The organism is Kocuria salina, from assembly GCF_013368965.1.
In the GTDB taxonomy this organism is placed as follows: domain Bacteria; phylum Actinomycetota; class Actinomycetes; order Actinomycetales; family Micrococcaceae; genus Kocuria; species Kocuria rosea.
The window spans coordinates 1-18785 of the sequence record NZ_SSSF01000002.1 but is presented as its reverse complement, the minus strand read 5'-3'; the positions used below and the strand labels follow the sequence as shown (position 1 = coordinate 18785).

At 69.8% G+C, this 18785-nt stretch carries 20 protein-coding genes; 12 read left to right on the top strand and 8 right to left on the bottom strand.

What is annotated here, in order from left to right; translation table 11 throughout:
* Nucleotides 1–22: 22 nt before the first annotated feature.
* The 5 genes from E7Z53_RS04165 to E7Z53_RS04145 all read right to left on the bottom strand — a co-directional run bounded on the left by E7Z53_RS04165 (nt 23) and on the right by E7Z53_RS04145 (nt 5417).
* The gene (locus tag E7Z53_RS04165; RefSeq protein ID WP_217905460.1) at nt 23–1066 is read right to left on the bottom strand and encodes an NAD(P)-dependent alcohol dehydrogenase; all 1044 of its coding nucleotides are present in this window, start codon (nt 1064–1066) and stop codon (nt 23–25) included.
* A 544-nt stretch (nt 1067–1610) separates the two neighbouring features.
* On the bottom strand, nt 1611–2546 hold the full coding sequence (locus E7Z53_RS04160) for an AI-2E family transporter (protein WP_369597953.1): 936 nt from the start codon (nt 2544–2546) through the stop codon (nt 1611–1613).
* Nucleotides 2506–2775: a hypothetical protein gene (locus E7Z53_RS20705; RefSeq protein WP_440941478.1), complete on the bottom strand. Its 270-nt coding sequence runs from the start codon at nt 2773–2775 to the stop codon at nt 2506–2508. Before E7Z53_RS20705 ends, E7Z53_RS04160 begins: the two co-directional genes overlap by 41 nt.
* A 56-nt stretch (nt 2776–2831) precedes the next feature.
* Nucleotides 2832–4289, bottom strand: coding sequence for an L-lactate permease (locus E7Z53_RS04150; RefSeq protein WP_369597960.1), 1458 nt, complete (start codon nt 4287–4289; stop codon nt 2832–2834).
* Nucleotides 4290–4676: 387 nt separating this feature from the next.
* Complete coding sequence (locus E7Z53_RS04145; protein WP_176337424.1) at nt 4677–5417, bottom strand: IclR family transcriptional regulator; 741 nt, start codon at nt 5415–5417, stop codon at nt 4677–4679.
* A 319-nt stretch (nt 5418–5736) separates the two neighbouring features.
* On the opposite strand from E7Z53_RS04145, the gene E7Z53_RS04140 reads away from it, so the two are divergent.
* From E7Z53_RS04140 to E7Z53_RS04105, 8 genes are all read left to right on the top strand, one after another.
* Nucleotides 5737–6183, top strand: coding sequence for a tripartite tricarboxylate transporter TctB family protein (locus tag E7Z53_RS04140; RefSeq protein ID WP_369597952.1), 447 nt, complete (start codon nt 5737–5739; stop codon nt 6181–6183).
* Between the two features lie 2 nt (nt 6184–6185).
* Nucleotides 6186–7631, top strand: coding sequence for a tripartite tricarboxylate transporter permease (locus tag E7Z53_RS04135; protein WP_176337260.1), 1446 nt, complete (start codon nt 6186–6188; stop codon nt 7629–7631).
* 87 nt (nt 7632–7718) lie between these two features.
* Nucleotides 7719–8717, top strand: coding sequence for a tripartite tricarboxylate transporter substrate binding protein (locus E7Z53_RS04130; protein WP_176337259.1), 999 nt, complete (start codon nt 7719–7721; stop codon nt 8715–8717).
* 61 nt (nt 8718–8778) lie between these two features.
* Nucleotides 8779–9420 carry a methyltransferase gene (locus E7Z53_RS04125; protein ID WP_176337258.1) on the top strand — a complete coding sequence of 214 codons (642 nt, stop codon included), beginning with the start codon at nt 8779–8781 and terminating at the stop codon, nt 9418–9420.
* 31 nt (nt 9421–9451) lie between these two features.
* The gene (locus tag E7Z53_RS04120) at nt 9452–10246 is read left to right on the top strand and encodes an NAD(P)-dependent oxidoreductase (RefSeq protein ID WP_176337257.1); all 795 of its coding nucleotides are present in this window, start codon (nt 9452–9454) and stop codon (nt 10244–10246) included.
* Nucleotides 10247–10358: 112 nt separating this feature from the next.
* Nucleotides 10359–11699, top strand: coding sequence for a TRAP transporter large permease subunit (locus E7Z53_RS04115; protein ID WP_176337256.1), 1341 nt, complete (start codon nt 10359–10361; stop codon nt 11697–11699).
* Between the two features lie 19 nt (nt 11700–11718).
* A complete protein-coding gene (locus tag E7Z53_RS04110; protein WP_176337255.1) occupies nt 11719–11967 on the top strand; it encodes a hypothetical protein in 249 nt (82 codons plus the stop codon).
* Nucleotides 11964–12953 (top strand): cyclase family protein, encoded by a 990-nt coding sequence (locus E7Z53_RS04105; RefSeq protein WP_176337254.1) that lies wholly within the window; start codon nt 11964–11966, stop codon nt 12951–12953. The genes E7Z53_RS04110 and E7Z53_RS04105 overlap by 4 nt, the downstream gene beginning before the upstream one ends.
* 179 nt (nt 12954–13132) lie before the next feature.
* Here E7Z53_RS04105 and E7Z53_RS04100 read toward each other — a convergent pair whose 3' ends face one another.
* Nucleotides 13133–13303, bottom strand: coding sequence for a PLDc N-terminal domain-containing protein (locus E7Z53_RS04100; protein ID WP_176337253.1), 171 nt, complete (start codon nt 13301–13303; stop codon nt 13133–13135).
* Nucleotides 13304–13641: 338 nt separating this feature from the next.
* Nucleotides 13642–14052 (bottom strand): hypothetical protein, encoded by a 411-nt coding sequence (locus tag E7Z53_RS04095; protein WP_176337252.1) that lies wholly within the window; start codon nt 14050–14052, stop codon nt 13642–13644.
* A 606-nt stretch (nt 14053–14658) separates the two neighbouring features.
* Here E7Z53_RS04095 and E7Z53_RS04090 point away from each other — a divergent pair.
* Nucleotides 14659–15114, top strand: coding sequence for a hypothetical protein (locus E7Z53_RS04090; RefSeq protein ID WP_176337251.1), 456 nt, complete (start codon nt 14659–14661; stop codon nt 15112–15114).
* A gap of 88 nt (nt 15115–15202) precedes the next feature.
* Complete coding sequence (locus E7Z53_RS04085) at nt 15203–15616, top strand: hypothetical protein (RefSeq protein WP_176337250.1); 414 nt, start codon at nt 15203–15205, stop codon at nt 15614–15616.
* Between the two features lie 830 nt (nt 15617–16446).
* On the opposite strand, the gene E7Z53_RS04080 is transcribed toward E7Z53_RS04085, so the two are convergent.
* Complete coding sequence (locus E7Z53_RS04080; protein WP_176337249.1) at nt 16447–16911, bottom strand: MarR family winged helix-turn-helix transcriptional regulator; 465 nt, start codon at nt 16909–16911, stop codon at nt 16447–16449.
* A 367-nt stretch (nt 16912–17278) separates the two neighbouring features.
* On the opposite strand from E7Z53_RS04080, the gene E7Z53_RS04075 reads away from it, so the two are divergent.
* Nucleotides 17279–17911 (top strand): NAD(P)-dependent oxidoreductase, encoded by a 633-nt coding sequence (locus tag E7Z53_RS04075; protein ID WP_176337248.1) that lies wholly within the window; start codon nt 17279–17281, stop codon nt 17909–17911.
* A gap of 668 nt (nt 17912–18579) precedes the next feature.
* Complete coding sequence (locus E7Z53_RS04070) at nt 18580–18741, top strand: hypothetical protein (protein ID WP_176337247.1); 162 nt, start codon at nt 18580–18582, stop codon at nt 18739–18741.
* Nucleotides 18742–18785: the final 44 nt, after the last annotated feature.

Genomic DNA, 18785 nt, shown 5'->3' with positions numbered 1-18785 from the left:
GGCCCAGCGCCTGGGCGCGGGCTCAGGCCAGGGTGGCGGCGTCGATGACGAAGCGGTAGCGCACGTCCGAGGCCAGCACCCGCTCGTAGGCCTCGTTGACCCGGTCGGCGGAGATCAGCTCGGTCTCCGGGACGATGCCGTGCTCGGCGCAGAAGTCGAGCATCTCCTGGGTCTCGGCGATGCCGCCGATCATCGACCCGGCGTAGGCGCGCCGGCCGCCGATGAGGGAGAAGATGTTGAGGCTCAGCGGCTCCGCCGGGGCCCCGACGTTGACCAGGGCCCCGTCGACGGTGAGCAGGGACAGGTAGGCGTCCACGTCGATCACCGCACTGACGGTGTTGAGGACCAGGTCGAAGGACCCGGCCAGCTGCTCGAAGGTGGCCGGGTCCGAAGTGGCGTAGTAGTGCTCGGCACCCAGCCGCAGCTCGTCCTCCTTCTTCTTCAGCGACTGCGAGAGCACGGTGACCTCCGCGCCCATCGCGGCGGCGATCTTCACGGCCAGGTGCCCCAGTCCGCCCAGGCCCACGACGGCGACCTTCCGGCCCGGGCCGGCGCCCCAGCGGCGCAGTGGGGAGTAGGTGGTGATCCCGGCGCACAGCAGCGGGGCGGCCGCGGCGAGGTCCAGGGAGGCGGGCACGGACAGCACGAAGCCGGCGTCGACGACCACGTGGGTGGAGTAGCCGCCCTGGGTGATGGTGCCGTCCCGGTCGGCCCCGCCGTAGGTGGGCACCATGCCCTCGGCGCAGTACTGCTCGTCCCCGTTGCGGCAGTTGGTGCACTGCCCGCAGGAGTTGACCATGCACCCCACCCCGACGCGGTCCCCGACGGCGTGACCGGTGACCTCGGGGCCGATCTCGGCGACGGTGCCCACGATCTCGTGGCCGGGCACCAAGGGGTAGGGCTGGGGTCCCCAGTCGCCGTTGACGGTGTGGATGTCGGAGTGGCAGATCCCGGCGTAGGCGATCTCGATCAGCACGTCGTGCGGGCCCACCTCGCGGCGGGTGATCGTGGTCGGCTCCAGCGGTGCGTCGGCGGAGGGGGCGGCGTAGGCGTTGACGGTCAGCAAGGGGTCTCCTGGTGCGGTGGGGGCGGCGGAACGGATCGGGCGGACGTGGCGGGAGACCCGTCCGCGCAGTCGCCCGAGCGTGCGGGAAGGACCCGACGGATCAGCGACTGCACCACCTCATCAGGAACGGCAGAGCTCAGGGAGTCCCTGGTGAAGGGCGTACCGGGAGAGCACCCCAGGGTCGGTGCTTCCCCGTTCACACTGTGGCTGGTGGCAGCCCGGGGGTGCTGCTGCGCTCGGGCTCACCGTCGCCGCGGTGATGAGAGTTCTCCCGCTGCGGGTCCTCGGTGATGGGAGGCGGTGTCGAGCTGACCTCCCCGAGGAGGTCTCGCCAACGTAGAACATCCGGATGTGCATCCGTCCGGCCCCCACCCGGATCACCGACTCATACCGGCAGGACGCCGTCATGAACCCAGTTGGCTGCCGCCCTGACCGCAGAAAGGCGCCGCCCGGCGGTGGATCGGTCCGCAAGGGAACACGTCGGCGGCGTCCATCCGCCCCCGTCCTCCGGTGACGCTGCCGGTCCTGCGGCGCCCCGAGGCCGTCACCCGTCGACGGGCGCGTCCGGGGCCGGTGGCTTCAGCCGGACGCCGGGACGCGCAGCCGGCCGGGACAGGACATCGGGGTTTCGGGGGTTCGGGAACCAGATCTGGATCAGAGCCCATCCCACCGCGGTCAGCGGGACGGCCAGCACGGCCCCGACGACGCCGGAGAGGATCCCGCCGGCGGCCAGGGCGAGCAGCACCACCAGCGGGTGCAGGCTCAGGGCCCGGCCCAGCACCATCGGCTGGAGCACCCTCCCGTCGAGCTGGTTGGTGGCCACCACCACCGCCACCACCACCAGCGCCACGACCGGGCCGTTGGCCACCAGGGCCACCAGGACTGCCACGCCGCCGATCAGGGCGGCTCCCACGATGGGGATGAAGCCGCCCAGGAAGATCAGCACCGACAGGGGCAGGGCCAGGGGCACCCGCAGCACCAGCAGGGTGACGCCGATGACCACCGCTTCCAGCAGCGCCACCACGGCGGTGCCGCGCACATAGCCGCCCAGCACGTGCAGGGTCGTGGTGCCCGAGGTCAGCAGCTTCTCCAGGGTCTCACCGTGGAAACGGCTCAGGACGAACGCCCAGATGCGGGCCCCGTCCTGGAGGAAGAAGTAGAGGATCACGGCCACCAGCACCGCGCCGGTGACCACCCCGCCCAGGACCACGATCGCGGCGACGAACACGATCCAGGTCGCCAGCGCCCCGGGCACACGGTGCCGGCGCAGAGAGGCGACCAGGGGGTTCAGCGCAGCGGCCAGGACCAGGGCGATCAGCAGCGGGATCACCACCAGCTTGAGCTGGATCAGCCCGTAGACCACCACCGCCGTCGCGCTCAGCAGCACCAGCCCCTGCAGGGCCCGGACGGTCGCCCGCCCCAGAGGGTCCGCCCACAGGTCACGAGGATGCGAGATCCTGCGATGCCGTGGACGCGTCACCAGAATCGCCCCTCCCCCGCTCCGCCGCTGGCCTGGGTTCAGGATGCGCCCCGGACTCATCGATGCCAAGACCCCGGACGGCACCCGACGACGCGCCCGGCCGATGCCGACCGCAGGACGGACGGCTCGACGACGCGGCACGAGGGGCGGTCTCCGTGTGCTCGCGGGCGATGGTGCGCGCGGTCTGCTCGTCCTGGTCCTCGATGGCGCGCACGAGCCGCTCGTGCACGTCCAGGGCGGCGTCCCTCCGGTCCTCGGTCGACAGCGTGGACTTCGGAGCGGGAGTCAGCCTGCCACCGGCATCCAGAGCATGTTCCCGATGCCCCACAGCACCAAGCACACCAGCACGAAGGGCAGGGTCCTCGCCACCAGGGCCCCGCGGGTGAGGACGGGCCCGGGGGTGTCCTTCTGCTGGAGTGGGCCGGCGATCCGGTAGGCGAGCTCGATGCGCGCCGGGCTGGCCAGGCAGGCCAGTCCGGCCGCCACGTTCTGGGAGGCCATCATCCACAGCGGGTCCATGCCGAGGGCATGCGCGGCTGCGTCCTGGGTGCCGCCGAACATGGCGTTGGCGCCCGTGCCCGAGGCCGTGATGTATCCCCCCAGACCACCGACCATGGGCACCAGGAACAGGTAGGCCTGACCCAGCCCGGTCAGCGCCGCGGCCAGCGCCTCGGCCAGCCCGCCCCCGGAGACCGCGCTGCCCAGCACCAGGTACAGGCCGGTCGGCGCCGCCACCTGGAGCCACATCCGGCGGATCTCCCGCGGCAGTCGCCGCCGGTGTTCCCTGTCCAAGGAGAGCACGACGACGCCGACCAGGGCGCCGGTGATGGACCACAGGGCCGGCGAGCCCAGCACCGCGCCGAACCCGCCGGGCGGCAGCAGGCCCTCGAGGAGCTGCCCGATGATGGTGCCCCCCAGCAGCACCAGGTACGGCACCAGAGCGCGGCCCGGGACGGGCCCCATCCGCCCGCGGCTGATCACGCCGGCCCAGCCGGCGGACATCACCAGGGTGGCCACCGCACCGGCCACGGCCGTGCCGAACGCCAGATTGGCGGCGAGGACCAGGACGGACAGCACCACGCCCGAGACCAGTCCCATGCCGATCCAGGCGCCGTAGTCAGCGGGTCGGGGCCGGCCGTCGGAAGTGGGCAGTCCCCGGCCGGCGATGACCGCGGCCACGGCACCGGATCCCAGGAAGGCGATGACGTTCAGGACGCCGGAGGCCACCCCGAGGTCCTGCAGGGTGACGCCGGCGATCTGGGAGCCCAGGAGCGTGCCGGGGCCCATGGAGCCCCACGGGCCCACCATGAGCGCCACCAGCGAGAGCGAGGCCGCTCGCAACGGCGTGAACCCCAGGGACAGCAGCAGCGGCAGCCCGATGATCACGGAGACGCCGAACCCGGTGACGGTCTCCATGAACGGCACCACCCCGTGCACCATGAGCAGCGCCGAGAGCACCGTGGGGCCGCCGCCGTCCGAGAGCCACCGGGCCAGCTTCTTCTGAGCGCCGGTCCGGTCCATGACGCGAGAGAGCAGGATCCCGCCGGCAATGATCGCCAGCACCTCGACCAGGATCCAGAAGCCCTCGCCGAAGGCCGAGGACATCTCCGCCACAGGGGTGCCGAACCAGGCCAGGCCGATCACCACGGCTGACACCAGTCCGACCGCGGGAGCCACCCACGGCGGCGCCGGCACGAGCAGCAGACCCAGGGTCAGCACCATGGGCAGGGCCGCCATGAGCACGTCCAACGGCGGCCCACCTCCACACTTCTCCTGTCAGATCTCTGTCACCGGCCGATGTTACGCGCCGACGGCGTCCGGATGAGCACTGATGCAGAGGACAGCTCCAACCGCGCCACCACCTCCTGAACCCGGCCGGCAGCCCGCCATATGTAGAGCCATCAGGGTGCATTTCGACTCATCGCGCTGACGCTACTCATGGTTCTGCCGACAGGCTCCAGATTGCTCGACACTCGGATTGAGGCCACCTCCGTACGCGTGAGTCGCGAGAACCCTGTCGCTGCGACTCGCACGAACCGGACGGAGTCATCCCAGGGCACAGTCGGTGCTCGAGGACGGCCTCGGAGGCCACACGGCCCGTCTCTGTAGGTCGCGTTGAGCATGCGGTCGTCAGTAGACGACGCCTTCCAGAAGCTCGGAGAGCCTGCGGGCCGCTCGTCGCAGTTCCGGTACTTGGGCGCGTAGGTCTTCCTGAGCGTATGCCTCGACCGGTGTGGTGAGGGCGATGGACTCGGTGACGCCCCCGGATGGATGCGGAACGGCCACGGCGGCGGACATCACACCGCTGGCGCGCTCGTCCACGGAGAAGGCGTAGCCCTCGTCTGGCGCCGGCAGACGGGACTTCAGTTCTGTCAGATCGAAGGGTTCTTCCTCCTGACGCCGGTTCGTGGCGGCCTCGGCAATCCGTTCGAGCTCCGTGTCGCCCAAGTTGGCGATGAGGATCTTCCCGGCGGCCCCGCGCGTGAGGGGCAAGCGCTTGCCCAGGGGCAGGTCATAGCGCAGGGGGTTAGTGCCGTCCACGCGGGCAATGAGGATGCGGTCGTATCCCAGCCGGGAGTAGAGGGAGGCGGTCAGCTGGGACTGGGTGGCCAGCTGCAGCAGGATCGGCCGGGCTGCCAGGACCAGAGGGTCGTTCTCGAGGAAGCTACGGGCAGCCGGCAGCACGGCGGGGCCGATCCGATAGTTCTTCTCCGTCTGACTGACCAGTCCGTAGTCCTGCAGCACCCGCAGGAGTCTGAGGGTGGTCGGCAGTGAGATCCCGCAGTCGCGAGCCAGCTCGCTCAGGCGCTGGGGGCGGTCCGAGCGCTGCAGCTGCTCGAACACGTCCAGAGCCCGGGACAGGGACCGCATCGTGGTGGCGGCCTTGCCAGTCACCGGTCCGGGCCGGGCAGAGGGGTCATCAACTGTCGACATTCTTTCATTGTATGGAAGTTCAGTCCTCATCGAAGGCCCCTCCGGTCGCCCGCACGTCTCGCTCCTGGCATGAGCACATCCTTTTCCTGTGGTTGACGTCACTGCGTGAGCCGTGTCACCATTCCTTCTACGCAATTGTCTTCCACACAATGAAACTACATTTCACCCACTGAAGGAGTGAGGGCATCCGATGACGACGGAATCACCGACGACGGAGATTGCGCCGACGCAGTCCCGACCACGGCCGGCGCGATCGGTGCTGATCGCCCAGGCCGCCTTCCTGCTGCTGGGCCTCTACGTGCTGCACGGCTCCCTGGAGCTGGGGCTGTGGACCACCCTGGGCCCGGGCGCGGGACTGTTCCCGTTCGCGATGGGCGCGGTGCTGACCCTGATGTCGCTGATCTGGGTCGTCCAGGAGCAGCGCGCTCCCTCCACTCCGCGGGAGGAGGTGGAGCTGTCGCAGGTCGCCGCGGTGATCGGCAGCCTCCTGGTGCTGGCCGCGGTGCTGCCCTTCCTGGGGTTCCAGATCGCGCTGCTGCTGTTCCTGATGTACCACCTGCGGATCCGCGCCCGGCTGGGCTGGGTGAAGTCCCTGATCATCTCGGTGGCCGGCAGCGTCGGGGTCTTCTACCTCTTCACCCTGGGCCTCAAGGTCTCCCTGCCCGTGGCCTCCGTCCCGCCCTTCAGCCTGATCGGACTGTGACCATGGATGTTCTCAACGACCTGATGGGTGGCTTCGCCACCGCCCTGACCTGGCAGAACCTGCTCTTCGCGTTCATCGGGTGCCTGCTGGGCACCATGATCGGGGTGCTGCCCGGCATCGGTCCGGTGGCCGGAGTGGCCCTGCTGATCCCGCTGACGCTGAACATGGACGCCACCGGCTCGATCATCATGCTGTGCGCGATCTTCTACGGCACCACCTACGGCGGGACGATCACCAGTGTCCTGCTCAACACCCCCGGTGAGGCCGCCTCGGCGGTGACCACCTTCGATGGCTACGCCATGACCAAACTCGGCCGTGCCGGTGCCGCACTGACCATCGCCGCGGTGGGCTCCTTCGTCGGCGGCACCATCGCCACCGTCGGGCTGGTCGCCGCCGCCAAACCCTTGGGCGAACTGGGCCTGCTCATCGGTCCGCCGGAATTCTTCGCCCTGGTCACCGTGGGCATCACGCTGCTGGTCGCCCTGGCGGGCCGCTCCATCGTCCGCGCCCTGATCTCCGGGTCGCTGGGTCTGCTGATCGCGATGGTCGGCATCGACCCCGTCGCCGGCGCCCCGCGCTTCACCTTCGGCTCGGAGCGGCTGCTGGACGGGGTGAGCTTCGTGGCCGTGATCGTCGGGGTGTTCGGCCTGTCCGAGATCCTGGCCTACCGGACCGAATGGCGCCGCAGCGCCCCAGCCATGGCACGGGGCACCGGCATCGGCTTCGGCCTGGGCCTGATCCCGGGCATGACCGGATCGGTGTCTTCCCTGCTGTCCTACGGGGCGGAGCGGAAGTTCTCCCGCTACCGCAGCGAACTCGGCCACGGCGCCGTGGAAGGCGTGGCCGGACCCGAGACCGCCAACAACGCCCACGCCAACGGCGCCCTGATCCCGCTGTTCACCCTGGGCATCCCCGCCTCCCCGACCATCGCGGTGCTCATGGGGGCGTTCCTGCAGCAGGGCCTGACTCCGGGCCCGACCCTGTTCGCGGAGAACTCCGAGATCGCCTGGGCCATCATCGCCAGCCTGTTCATCGGCAACGTGCTGCTGATCATCCTCAACGTCCCGCTGGTGGGGCTGTGGACCTCGATCCTGAAGGTGCCCTACCCGATCCTGGCCGCCCTGATCCTGCTGTTCATGGTCATCGGGGCCTACACCATCCACTTCACCGTCTTCGACGTGTTCGTGATGATCGCCTTCGGTGTGCTCGGCCTGGCCATGCGCCACCTGGACATCCCGCTGGCGCCCATGGTCCTGACCCTGGTGCTGGGCCCGCTGATGGAACGGTCCCTGCGCGAGTCCCTGGAGATCTCCCAGGGCAGCTTCGAGGTCTTCTACACCCGGCCGATCACCGCGACCCTGCTGGTGATCGCCCTGGTCATCGTCTGCAGCCCGCTGCTGAAACTGCGCAAGCCCAAGGTCCTCGCCGACGACGACCCCGAGTCCTAGCCCCTCCTACTTTCCTTGCCGCCCCGGCCGCATCACCGCACTTTCCCGACCGTCATCACTGATCACCACTGTTCACAGGAGAAAGCCATGAACCGTCGCACCCTCACTGCCAGCCTCACCGTCCTGGGCCTGCTCGCCGCCACCGGCTGCTCCGCCTCCAACGGGAGCACCGCCGAAGGGGAGGACTACCCGGCCAACGGCAAGCCCGTGGAGATGATCGTCGCCTTCGCCCCCGGCGGAGCGGTCGACACCGCCGCCCGCCTCGTCCAGCCGGTGCTGGAGGAAGAGCTGGGCACCAACGTCGAGGTCATCAACGCCCCCGGGGCCAGCGGGCAGATCGGCTACACCCAGATCGCCAACGCCGCCCCCGACGGCTACACCATCGGGGCCACCGGCTCCCCCTCGGTGGTCGTCTCCCCGCTGGATCCCAGCCGGGGGGCCTCCTACACCCGTGCGGAGTTCCAGCCCCTGGCCCGGCAGGTGGTCGACCCGGCCGTCATCGCCGTCCAGCCCGACAGCCCCTACCAGTCCCTGGAGGAGCTACTGGAAGCGGCCAAGGAGAACCCCGAGTCCATGACCGCCACCACCACCGGCCAGCAGGGCGGGGAGCACTTCGCCCTGGCCCAGATCGCCGAGACCGCCGACGCCTCCTTCGCCCCGGTGCACTTCTCCGAAGGCGCCTCCCAGGCCACCACCGCGTTCCTGGGCAAGCACGTCGACGTGCTGGTCGCCAACGTCAGCGACGTCACCGACCTGGTGGCTCAGGACAAGGCCCGGGTGCTGGGCGTGATGGGTGAGGAGCGCGCCGAGGCCCTGCCCGAGGTCCCGACCTTCACCGAGGAGGGCTACGAGATCGTCTCCGCCACCGCCCGCGGGTACTCCGCCCCGGCCGGGCTGCCCGAGCCGGTGGCCGAGAAGCTCGAGGCCGCCCTCCAAGCCGCCATCGAGGACCCGGAGGTGGTCCAGAAGATGGAGGACCTCGGCCTGGAGACCAGCTACCTGGGTGCTGAGGAGTACGAGCAGTTCTGGGCCCAGCAGGAGACCGACTACAAGGAGGTCCTGCCGATGGTCCAGGCCGGTGAGTGACCGTCCCCCGACCCCTGCCCACCGCATTCCCTGACCTTCTCGCAGAAACGGAGCCCCTCCGATGACGACCATCACCGACGACCCCACGATCGCCCACTTCACCCGCCCCGACCCCGCCCTGGTGGCCCGCCTGGCCGCCCTCCCCGCGGCCAACATCGGCGACGCCATGGACCGGCTCGGAGTCGCCGACTCCGCCATCCAGGCCATCTGGCCCGGGGCCCACCTGGCCGGGCCGGCCTTCACCGTGTGGGTGCGCGCCGGGGACAACCAGGGCATCCACCGTGCGCTGACCCTGGCCCAGCCCGGCGACGTCATCGTCGTCGCCGGCCAGGGCGACACCACCCGCGCTCTGCTCGGGGAACTCATCGGCGAACGGGCGATCTCCGCCGGGATCGCCGGCTTCGCCCTGGACGGGGCCGCCCGCGATGCCCAGGTGCTCCAGGAGATCGGAATGCCGGTCTTCGCGAAGGCCACCACCCCGGCCGGGCCCTACAAGCACGGGCCCTCCCGCGTCGTGGTGCCGGTGGCCTTCGGCGGGGTGCCGGTGCTGCCCGGTGACATCGTCATCGGTGACTCCGACGGGCTCGTCGTCGTTCCCCAGGCCCAGGCCGAGCGGATCGCCCAGGCCGCCGAGGCCGTCTTCGCCGATGAGGAGCAGCGCCGCACCAGCATCGTCGCCTCCCGCACCCACATCCCCGCCTGATCCCCTTCCATCCCGTCCCCAAGGAGTCATCATGAGCGCATGCACCGTCATCGGCCTCGGCGAGGCCGGCGCCGTCTACGCCACCGCCCTGGTCGAGGCCGGGCACACCGTCACCGGCTACGATCCGGTGGCCCCCACCACCCCCACCGGGGTCACCCGGGCCGACACCGCCGCCGAGGCCTGCGCTGAGGCCGACGTGGTCCTGGTCCTCACCGGGGCCGGTGCCGCCCGGGCCGTGGCCGCCGAGTGCCTGCCGGTGATGCAGGAGGACACCTGCTACGCCGATCTGACCTCCTCCTCCCCGCAGACCATGGAGGAACTCGGCCGCACCCCGACCCGTGCCCTGTTCGCCGATGTGGCCATCCTCGGCCCCGTCCCGGTGCACGGGGCGCGCACCCCACTGATGGTCAGCGGCCCCGGCGCACAGATGCTCGCCGAGCTGCTGGGCGGAATCGGTGCCCCCGTAGAGGTCGTCGATGGCGCCCCCGGGGCGGCGATGGCGCACAAACTGCTGCGCAGCGTGGTGATGAAGGGCATGGCCTCGGTCGTGGTCGAGGCCGTCACCGCCGCCCGAGCCGCCGGGCTGGAGGACTGGATCCGGACCCAGATCGCCGACCAGCTGGCCGGTGACGGCCAGGCCGTGATCGACCGGTGGCTCACCGGCACCCCGAAGCACGCCGCCCGCCGCGCCCACGAGATGCGCTCCACCGCCCAGTACCTCACCGACCTCGGAGCGCCGGCGGAGATGACCGAGGCCTCGGCCACCGCCATGGAACGGATGGCCGCGCACACCAGCGACCACCGCATCGAAGCCACCGCGTCCTGAACCACCACCCACCGTGGGCCCGGCCCTCCCGTCGGCGCCGGGCTCACGGCCACAATGACAACCAGCGCCCCCGCGAACAGCAGGAGCGCCCCTTGGAGGAAGTGAGCACGTCGTGATCGGAGTGTGGGCCCTGCTGGCCTATCTGGCCGTCATCATCGGGTGGACCACCCTGGCCAAACGCAGTGTCGGGGAAGGAATGATCCTGGGGTTCTTCACCGCCCTGATCTTCACCGGCACCCAGGCACTGAGCGTGGGCTGGGCGTCCCTCTACGACGCGCTCACGGACGAGATCGTCTACGCCACCATGGTCTTCGTCTTCATGGGCTACCTCCTGGACCGTGGCGGGGTGCTGGACCGGTTGATCAACCTGCTCAACTCCCTGCTCGGACGTTACCGGGGCGGACCGGCCTACGTCTCCACCCTGTCCTCGGCCGGGCTGGGCAGCATCGTGCACAACCAGGCCGCCATCGCCGCCACCGTCGGCTCCGTGACCATCCCCTGGATGGAACGCACCAAGATGGACCGCTCGACCGCGGCCACCCTCGTGGCCGGCAACGCCGGGATGGGCATCACCTTCCCCTTCAGCGCCTCCATGTTCGTCCTCGTCGGCTCCGCTACGGTCGGGCCGCTGCTGGACATCCAGGAACTGGTGGTCCCCCTGTTCATCGGCGGGCTCTGGTGCGTGCTGCACCGGCTGATCGTCACCGTGATCCTCGTGCGCAAGTCCGGCATGTCCGCCGTCGCCCCGGAGAACCGGCTCGCGGTGGCCACCGCCTTCCGCCAGGGCGGGGTCACCCTGCTGCTCTTCGTCGCCGTGGCAATCCCCCTGATCCTCACCTCCGGTGCCGCCGCCGAGGCCGCCGCCGCCTGGACCGGGCTCGAGGACATCACCGACGCCGTGAGCATTATCTTCTGGATCCCGATCGTCCTCACGATCGCCGGCATCCTGCTGGGCCTGTCGAAGCTGCCCCGCACCACCTCAGGCTGGTGGGCTCTGCTGGAAAGCTCCGCCCCCCGCTTCGGGATCGTGGGCATCACCGTGCTCTTCGCCTTCGCCGGCGCCAACGTCCTGGCCACCACCGGACTGCCCGAACAGCTCACCGGCCTGCTGGGCGATCTCAATCTGCCCCTGTGGGCGCTGGCCATCCTGGTCGGGTTGATCGTCATCGCCGTGGCCGCCCCGCTGTCCTCCACCGCCACCATGGCCGCCGTGGGCACCGTCGGGGTCGCCGCCCTGGTCGCCGCCGGGGTCCCGCCCACCACCGCCGCCGTGGCCGTGCTCGTGTTCTCCTCCTGCGAAGCCGCCGTTCCACCGGGTGGGGCCCCCCTGTACGTGGCCTGCGGCATCGCCGACGTCGACCCGTTCAAGACCTTCGCCCGCCTCTTCCTCTACTACGCCCTTCCCCTGCTGGCCATCGGGGTGCTCATCGCCCTCGGCATCCTGCCCGTCTGAGACCCGAAAGGCACCCCACATGCTGCATCGCATCGTCCTCGGCATCTTCACCCTCACTCTCGGCATCTCCCTGCTCGGCGGGATCCTGCTGGTCCTGGCCCAGACCGTGGCACTGGTGATCGGCCAGGGCCCCTGGCTGGTGTTCCTCAACGACACCGCCAAGATCCCCGTCGTCATCGCCGCCTCGGTGTGCGCGGTGGCCGGGTTCCTGCTCAGCTACCGCACCCACGCCCCGGCCCCCACCGCCCCGGAGGCCGCACACCGATGACCACCCCCGACCACGACTCCGGATACCCCACCTATGCGCAGCTGAGCGCCCGCACCGGCCAGACGGCCGGCACCTCCTGGGGCCTGTTTCCCGACCCCGACCGGGGCACGCCCACCTTCGCCGGCCCCGAAGAGGTCCTGGCTGCCCGCTCCTGCATCCGCACCGGCACCGTGTTCGGCCTGGACTACCCCGTCGACGCCTTCGACCCCGGCATGTCCGCCCGACGCACCGCCCCGGTGCACACCATCTACTCCGGCCACCACGCCCACCGCGACGACTACCTCGACGGGTTCTACCTCCAGGGCTCCACCCAGATCGACGGACTGCGCCACCGCCGCTCCGACGAGATCGGCTTCTACGGCGGCACCGACGACGAGCTCATCCGCCCCGGCACCCGCCCGATCGGCATCCAAGCCTGGGCCGAGACCCCGATCGTCTCCCGCGGGCTCCTGCTCGACGTCGCCGGACACCGCCACACCCAAGGCGATCCCATCGACCACGCCGGCGGCGAACCCCTGCACCTGGACCTGCTCGAGGACACCATCCGCGCCCAGAGCACCGCGCCGGCGCCCGGGGACATCCTGATGATCCGCACCGGCTGGTGCGAGTGGTTCCTCGACCTGGACCACCAGACCAAGCTGAAGACCAAAGAAGCCCGCCGCTCCACCGGCATCGCTCAGTCCCGGGAGTTCATCGAATGGGTCTGGGACCACCGACTGGCCCTGGTCGCCGCCGACAACTTCGCCGTCGAATGCCTCCCCCCGATCCCTGGTACACCGTTCCTGGAATCGGCTCCTCACGACAAGGGCATGATGCACCAGGAACTGCTGGCCAAACTCGGCATGCCCCTCGGGGAACTGTGGCGCCTGGACCACCTCGCCGCCCACATGCGCGACACCAGCCACTGGGACGCCATGATCATCGTGAAACCCCTCAACATCACCGGTGCCACCGGCTCCCCCGCCAACGCCACCGCCATCTGCTGAACAGCTCCTGGGCGTCAACGGGCACTTCTGTTCAACACCAATCCTGTGTACTGACGGCCGCTAACCGGGCCATATGTAAAGCGGCAGGTCTTCTGGTGGGTGAAGACGAGATGGAGGGCGGGATGGCCCCAGTCGTTCCGCCCTGTCTGGTCCTCCGCGGACTGGACCTCCTGCACCCTTTAGCGGACGGGCCCGTTGTGGGGCTCGAGCGCGTGGCGTCGACCAAGGGTCAGCCACAGGATCGGCCCCAGTACCGGGGCGGCCAGCAGCACGAGCAGCCACAGCAGGCGCTGGGTCCCGGTGTAGTGCTCGTCGCGGGCCAGGAAGAGCACCGCGACGACGAACAACACGATCACCGCGGCGCCGGCCAGCAGCGCGGCAATTTCTCAGCTGGTGGGAATCAGCGGGTTCAACTCCGCCCGACTCAGGCTGGTGATCATCGGGAACCCTGCGGTCACCTCATGGTCCCTGCGTGTCATCGGGCCGGACCTGCCATGCGCGCCGGCGGTCCCACCAGCGCATCAGGGCGGCTCCGAGGCTCGCCACCGCCAGAGCGGCCAGGGCGGAAGCGACGAAGCCCTCGGCCCACCAGCCGGCCGCACCGGCGAGGACACCGAGGACGATGCCGATCAGCGCTACCGGGGTGGGTGATGACCCGGTCGGAGTCGGCAGGTTTGGTGTGCACCGCTCAGCCCTCGGAGACCTGCAGCTGCGGGGTAAGCCGGGTCCATCCCTGCGGTGCGTCCTCCTCCGGCAGCCCATCGGGGTCGTAGTCAGCCTGGATCCCGATCAGGCCACCGGTGCCCACCCGGCCACCGGAGCCGCACCCGGCGACCCACCTCTCCGGGGCGTCGGGGGCGAAGCTGAGCAGGCAGTCGCCCTGGCTCGCTGAGGACACGGCGAAGAACTGGTACCCGTCGTGGGTGGCCAGCAACCGGGAGCTGTCCGGATCGAAGTCGTACTGCCCGGCGGGAACCTGGGCCGGAAGCATGTCGGCCTCGCTCTGCTCACCGTCGTAGACGCCGGTCCCGGCATCGGCGCATCCGGCGAGGCTCAGGGCAGCGGTCGTGAGGATCATGGTCATCAGTGCTCTGCGCATGGCGCTCTTCGCTCTCGCTCGGGGCCCACGATGCTGTCTTGCCTTCCACTGTAGGGGCCGAGGACCCTAGCGGTGCGGAGCATCGACACGGCCCCGACAGGTCCGCTCGGGCCCAAACATGCACGGGCGAGTTGACCGCAGAAGGGGTCGACACCCCTGCGCGGCAGCTCCGACCAATGGGTGCAAGGTTCGGGACGGTATGCCCTCAATCGGCGGCGGCGCGGCGAAGGCGAATGGGAGCTGTGCCGGCGGGATCCGGGGCACCGGTTCGCATCGTTGAAGAGTGGTCGGGGCGGCCGATTGCGAGGTCGTGTGCTGGGGCGTCCTGTCTGCGCAGGTCACAGGGGTGTCACGATCCCGGGCATGGGGTCTGTGAATCCGTCTCGGGCGGTGGTGGTCGCTGGTGGTCCATGTCTATGGTCGCGGGCAGGTGATATTCGGTATTAGTTTCGGCGGTCCTCAGACCACCGGGGATCCAAGAGGAGGATTGTGGGACGCACCCGCCCCAGGCATCTCACCGTGATTGTGGCGGCCACCATCGGGGCAGCCCTCACCGGGTGCGCCGCTCCAGGGCCCGGGGCCGGCCCCCAGGAGGTGGCCCCGCTCATGAGCGAGACAGCCTCGCCGGCCGCGGAGTTGTTCGAGGACGGAACGGCCCAGCCCTACACCGGGCCCTATGACGCTGACTTCGCCGCCCAGATCGGCACGTACCCGCAGACCGGGCGGATCAGCGACTACGAAGGGGTGGAGGTGAGGCTGACTGGTGTGGTTCAGGACGTGATCAACCCGGTGGCCGTGGCGATCACCGATCCGCAGGACGACTCGCTCCCCCCGCTGCTGGTGGTTCTCGACGACGCCGAGGAGACTCTGGCGGTGGGCGAGCCGGTGGAGGTGAGCGGCACTGTGCACGCGGCCTACAACGTGCCCATGGTGGAGGAGAACCTCGGTGAGGCTCCCGAAGAGGACGCGCTGGCCCACTACGACGGTGAGCCCTTCGTGTTGGCGACGGCGGTGAATAGCCCGGTACCTACCACTGCGTCGACAACGACCACGAGCGGTTGAGGCAGCCGGACGGGGCGGATCCCCGATGACGGGACCGACCGGCCCCCTGGGCCGTGTTCGGTTCGACAGCGATGATCAGGAGAACACCATGCAGACCCGCATTCATAGAATTTCTGCCGTCCTGGCAGGGTTGGCGCTGTTGGGCGCCGCCACCGGTTGCACCGATGAGACCCGGCTGACCCAGTTGGACCAGTCCGAGGTTTCGGCTGAGGAACTGGTGGGCGAGACCATGACCTTGACCAATGAGGTGCAGGAGGTCTTGGTGCCCGGGGTCATTGCCATCGGTGCGGAGGACACCATCGTCATGGCCCAGCAGTTCCCCGAAGACCTCACCGTCGGTGACGAGGTCGAAGTCACCGGCACCGTGGAGAGCCGAGACGTTTTCACCGTCGATGACCTCGAGGCCCTGCTGGCGGTCACTGATGAGGAGACCGCTACTCACTACATCGACCGTGAGGAGGAGCTCATCCTCACCGAGGCCACCGTCACCAAGACTGGTTGACCACCGCCCTCGGGCGGTGGTGCGCCCGACACGCTCCCAGCTGAGCCGGCAGATAGCGAACACTTTTCCGCAGCGGACCGGTCCTCGATCACGATCACCCGCCCAGGCTGCAGGGCGTGGGGCAGGGAGCGTCTTCTGCGGACGGTGATCGGTGATCGGCCGCTGCCGTCCTCCGCGGGTGGAGAGCGACCGGGCCCGGCCGGATGGGGACCACGGTGCGATTTGGCGGCCTCAGGTCTGCCCCGGAGAAATGGTGAACCCTGCATTTCCCCCGGGGGGACGAAGCGCCCCGGCCCGGGAGAGGGCAGGGGCGCTTCGCTGCGCCGGAGCGCAGAAGACAACCCCTGGCTACCAGGGAGCAGTCACGGGGGTTGTCGGATCGGCGGGCACGCCGATCCAACCGGAAAAGTACCAAAGGGTAGCCATAGGTGTCGATGGCGCATTCATTGGCATGTAGTGCCTGGTCAGGGCAGAGACGCCCCATGCTGTCCTAACCTGGGGCGTCTCTGCTGCGCCGTAGCGCGGGGTGGGCCGTGGTCGGACTGGACGTCGGGCGCTTCCCCCCGGAGGCGCCCTCCGACTCTGTGTCGAGCCCCCCGGCTCGACCGGCCACACCACAACCAACCCAACCGCCCCGTAACCGGCGGCTGCGAACCGGCGTCTCATCTTTTGGACGACATCGCGCTGACCAGGTAAAACGTCCGGAGCTCCTGTGGAACCCCGTGCGTGTTGCTCTTATCCGCACCTGGCGGGGTACAGGTTGGGAGGGACACCCGGGTGCTGCCCGCCGGGCCCGGTGAGGGTGCGCGAGTCCACGAGGTGCGGGCCGCTCAGTGCCCCTGGGGGCTGGGTGGGCTGACCAGGCCGTCGGCGAAGCGGGACAGCAACGTTCCGAGGTGTTCCACCTCGGTCGGGTCCCAGTCGCGGAGCTGGTTGGCGAGCCAGGTGGTGCGGGCGGTGACGGCGCGTTCGCGCAGGGCGGTTCCGGCCGGGGTCAGGTGCAGTGCGGTGCGCCGGGCGCTGAGGGTGGACGGGGTGCGGGTAAGCAGTCCGGCGCTCTCGGCCCGGTCCACGAGCCGGCTGGCGGTGGAGGCGGTGACATCGGCCAGGTGGGCGACGTCGCCGATACTGACTTCCCGGTGCTCGGCCGCGCCCCGGGCGCAGGCCTCGACTACGAGCAGGCTGGACATCTCCACCGCGGTGGCCCCGTCTTCGACGAAGCGGGTGCGTGAGGCGCTCCAGAGCCGGCGCATCCGGATCAGGGCGTCGTCGAGCACAGACAGATCAACATCCACGTGTGTACTGTACACACATGGATTTGCCGATTGCGATCACCGGTGCCACCGGCATTGTCGGAGCGCCCCTGAGGGAGGCTGTGCGCCCGACCGTGGCGCAGGTCCGCCCGGCGTTTTGGGGCAAACAGGTTCAGGACGGGGTGTCTTTGGATGCCATCGATTCGGTGACCTGGGGCCCGGGGCCGGCGGTGACGACCACGGTCATCCACGACACTGCGCGACTGGGTGTGGCGGGCCACCTCACCGACGACGTGCGCCCCGTCGCCGGGTGTGCACCTACCGCTGTGGCGGAGTTCGCCGACCAGGAACGCGCCGTCCGGGCGCCTCGGAGTCCTCGGGGTGCGGGCCGGCAGGAGGGTAGGCTCTCATGATCGTCACTGTGCTCGGGGCGACCGGGCGGACCGGGCGGCTGCTGGTGGCCGAGCTGGTGGGCCGCGGCCACGAGGTCACGGCCCTGGTCCGCGATCCCTACGGGGCCCCGGAGGAAACGCATCTGGTCGTCGGCGACAGCCGGGACCCTCAGGCTCTGGCTGCGGCGTTGGCCGGGGCTCAGGCGGTGGTCTCCGCCCTGGGCCCGGTGGGCCAGGACCAGCACCTGCACCGGGACAGCGCCACCGGCTTGGTGTCGGCGATGGCGGCGGCCAGGATCCGGCGTTACATCGGGATCAGCGGTGCCGGGGTCAACGCGCCCGGGGACCGCAAGCGGACCCGGGACCGGGTGATCTCCGCAGGCATGGGCCTCGTGGCCCGCGGCATGGTCGCCGACAAGACCGCGGAGCTGTCCCTGTGGCAGCACACGCAGATGGACTGGACCCTGGTGCGCCCACCTCGGCTGGTGGACGGCCCGGCCACCGGGAAGGTGGAACACCACCCCCAGATCTCCACCCGCTCCACGCGCATGCACCGGGCCGATCTGGCCGTCTTCCTCACCGATGTCCTGGAACAAGACCTCTACCTGCGCCAGGCACCGTTCGCGGCCACGACCACCCCGGCGCCATGATTGGGCACAATGCGGTGGCGCGAGGATCGCGCAGCAGTGACCGAGGCACCGACCCAGCCCGCTCCCCACCGCTGCACGGGCAACGATCACCCGGCCAGCACCTGAGCGTGCCGCCTGCTGGAGGACAGGGCCTTGAAATGGTGCTGGGACGAGGGAATCTCGGCGCGAAAGGCAACGCCGAACGGTCCATCACTATAGTGACAAGCATGCTTACTATTAGGTAGAATGGGCCCTGCCGTTGATCCTTTTGAGGTTGGCGGAAGGGGTGGCTGTAGCTGCTGTGAGCGGTGGTGGCGCCATCCCGGGGGGGGGTCATGCCGTAGCTCACCGGTGTGGTCGTCGCCTCCGCGCGGTCTTTGATGACGGCACGGGGGCGCCCCCTACCCCGACGGCTCCGGCAGTATGCGGGCTGCGGTGAGGTGTCGTCGCTGGTCGTGGTGGTTGGTGCTGGTGAGTTCTCCTGTTTGTCGGCTGAAGGATGCCCTGTCATGTCTGTCCCTCCTGCATCGTCCGGCCCGTTGGGCAGTGGTCCTGTTGAGCCTGTGGTGCCCAAAGAGCTCGGCGGCCGATCTCGGCGCACCCGGGCCCCAGCCGCTGACGCCGTTGTGGCCTCCCCGGGCGGTGGACGGGGCGTGCGGTGGCAGGCTGGGGATGCGGTGGAGGCCTGGATGGGCGATATGGTCCGTCACCGCGGTGTGGTGGAAGAGCCCGCACTGCAACTCGGAGTGGTGTGGATCCGGGAGCAGGGCACCGGGATGCGGATCCTGATCGACCTCAACGAGGCCGGCACCGAACTGCGGCACCCCGACCCCCCGCCGGTCCGACGGTGACCACCACGAGTGCCCACCGTGCCCTGTTGACCCGCGGCCCGCTC

What these genes read in the sequence shown, in the direction of transcription:
- E7Z53_RS04075 (WP_176337248.1), top strand. Translation starts at nt 17,279, where the DNA reads ATGATCGTCACTGTGCTCGGGGCGACCGGGCGGACCGGGCGGCTGCTG.
- E7Z53_RS04110 (WP_176337255.1), top strand. Translation starts at nt 11,719, where the DNA reads ATGCTGCATCGCATCGTCCTCGGCATCTTCACCCTCACTCTCGGCATC.
- E7Z53_RS04095 (WP_176337252.1), bottom strand. Translation starts at nt 14,052, where the DNA reads ATGCGCAGAGCACTGATGACCATGATCCTCACGACCGCTGCCCTGAGC.
- E7Z53_RS04120 (WP_176337257.1), top strand. Translation starts at nt 9,452, where the DNA reads ATGAGCGCATGCACCGTCATCGGCCTCGGCGAGGCCGGCGCCGTCTAC.
- E7Z53_RS04125 (WP_176337258.1), top strand. Translation starts at nt 8,779, where the DNA reads ATGACGACCATCACCGACGACCCCACGATCGCCCACTTCACCCGCCCC.
- E7Z53_RS04130 (WP_176337259.1), top strand. Translation starts at nt 7,719, where the DNA reads ATGAACCGTCGCACCCTCACTGCCAGCCTCACCGTCCTGGGCCTGCTC.
- E7Z53_RS04090 (WP_176337251.1), top strand. Translation starts at nt 14,659, where the DNA reads ATGAGCGAGACAGCCTCGCCGGCCGCGGAGTTGTTCGAGGACGGAACG.
- E7Z53_RS04105 (WP_176337254.1), top strand. Translation starts at nt 11,964, where the DNA reads ATGACCACCCCCGACCACGACTCCGGATACCCCACCTATGCGCAGCTG.
- E7Z53_RS04085 (WP_176337250.1), top strand. Translation starts at nt 15,203, where the DNA reads ATGCAGACCCGCATTCATAGAATTTCTGCCGTCCTGGCAGGGTTGGCG.
- E7Z53_RS04135 (WP_176337260.1), top strand. Translation starts at nt 6,186, where the DNA reads ATGGATGTTCTCAACGACCTGATGGGTGGCTTCGCCACCGCCCTGACC.
- E7Z53_RS04070 (WP_176337247.1), top strand. Translation starts at nt 18,580, where the DNA reads ATGGGCGATATGGTCCGTCACCGCGGTGTGGTGGAAGAGCCCGCACTG.
- E7Z53_RS04145 (WP_176337424.1), bottom strand. Translation starts at nt 5,417, where the DNA reads ATGCGGTCCCTGTCCCGGGCTCTGGACGTGTTCGAGCAGCTGCAGCGC.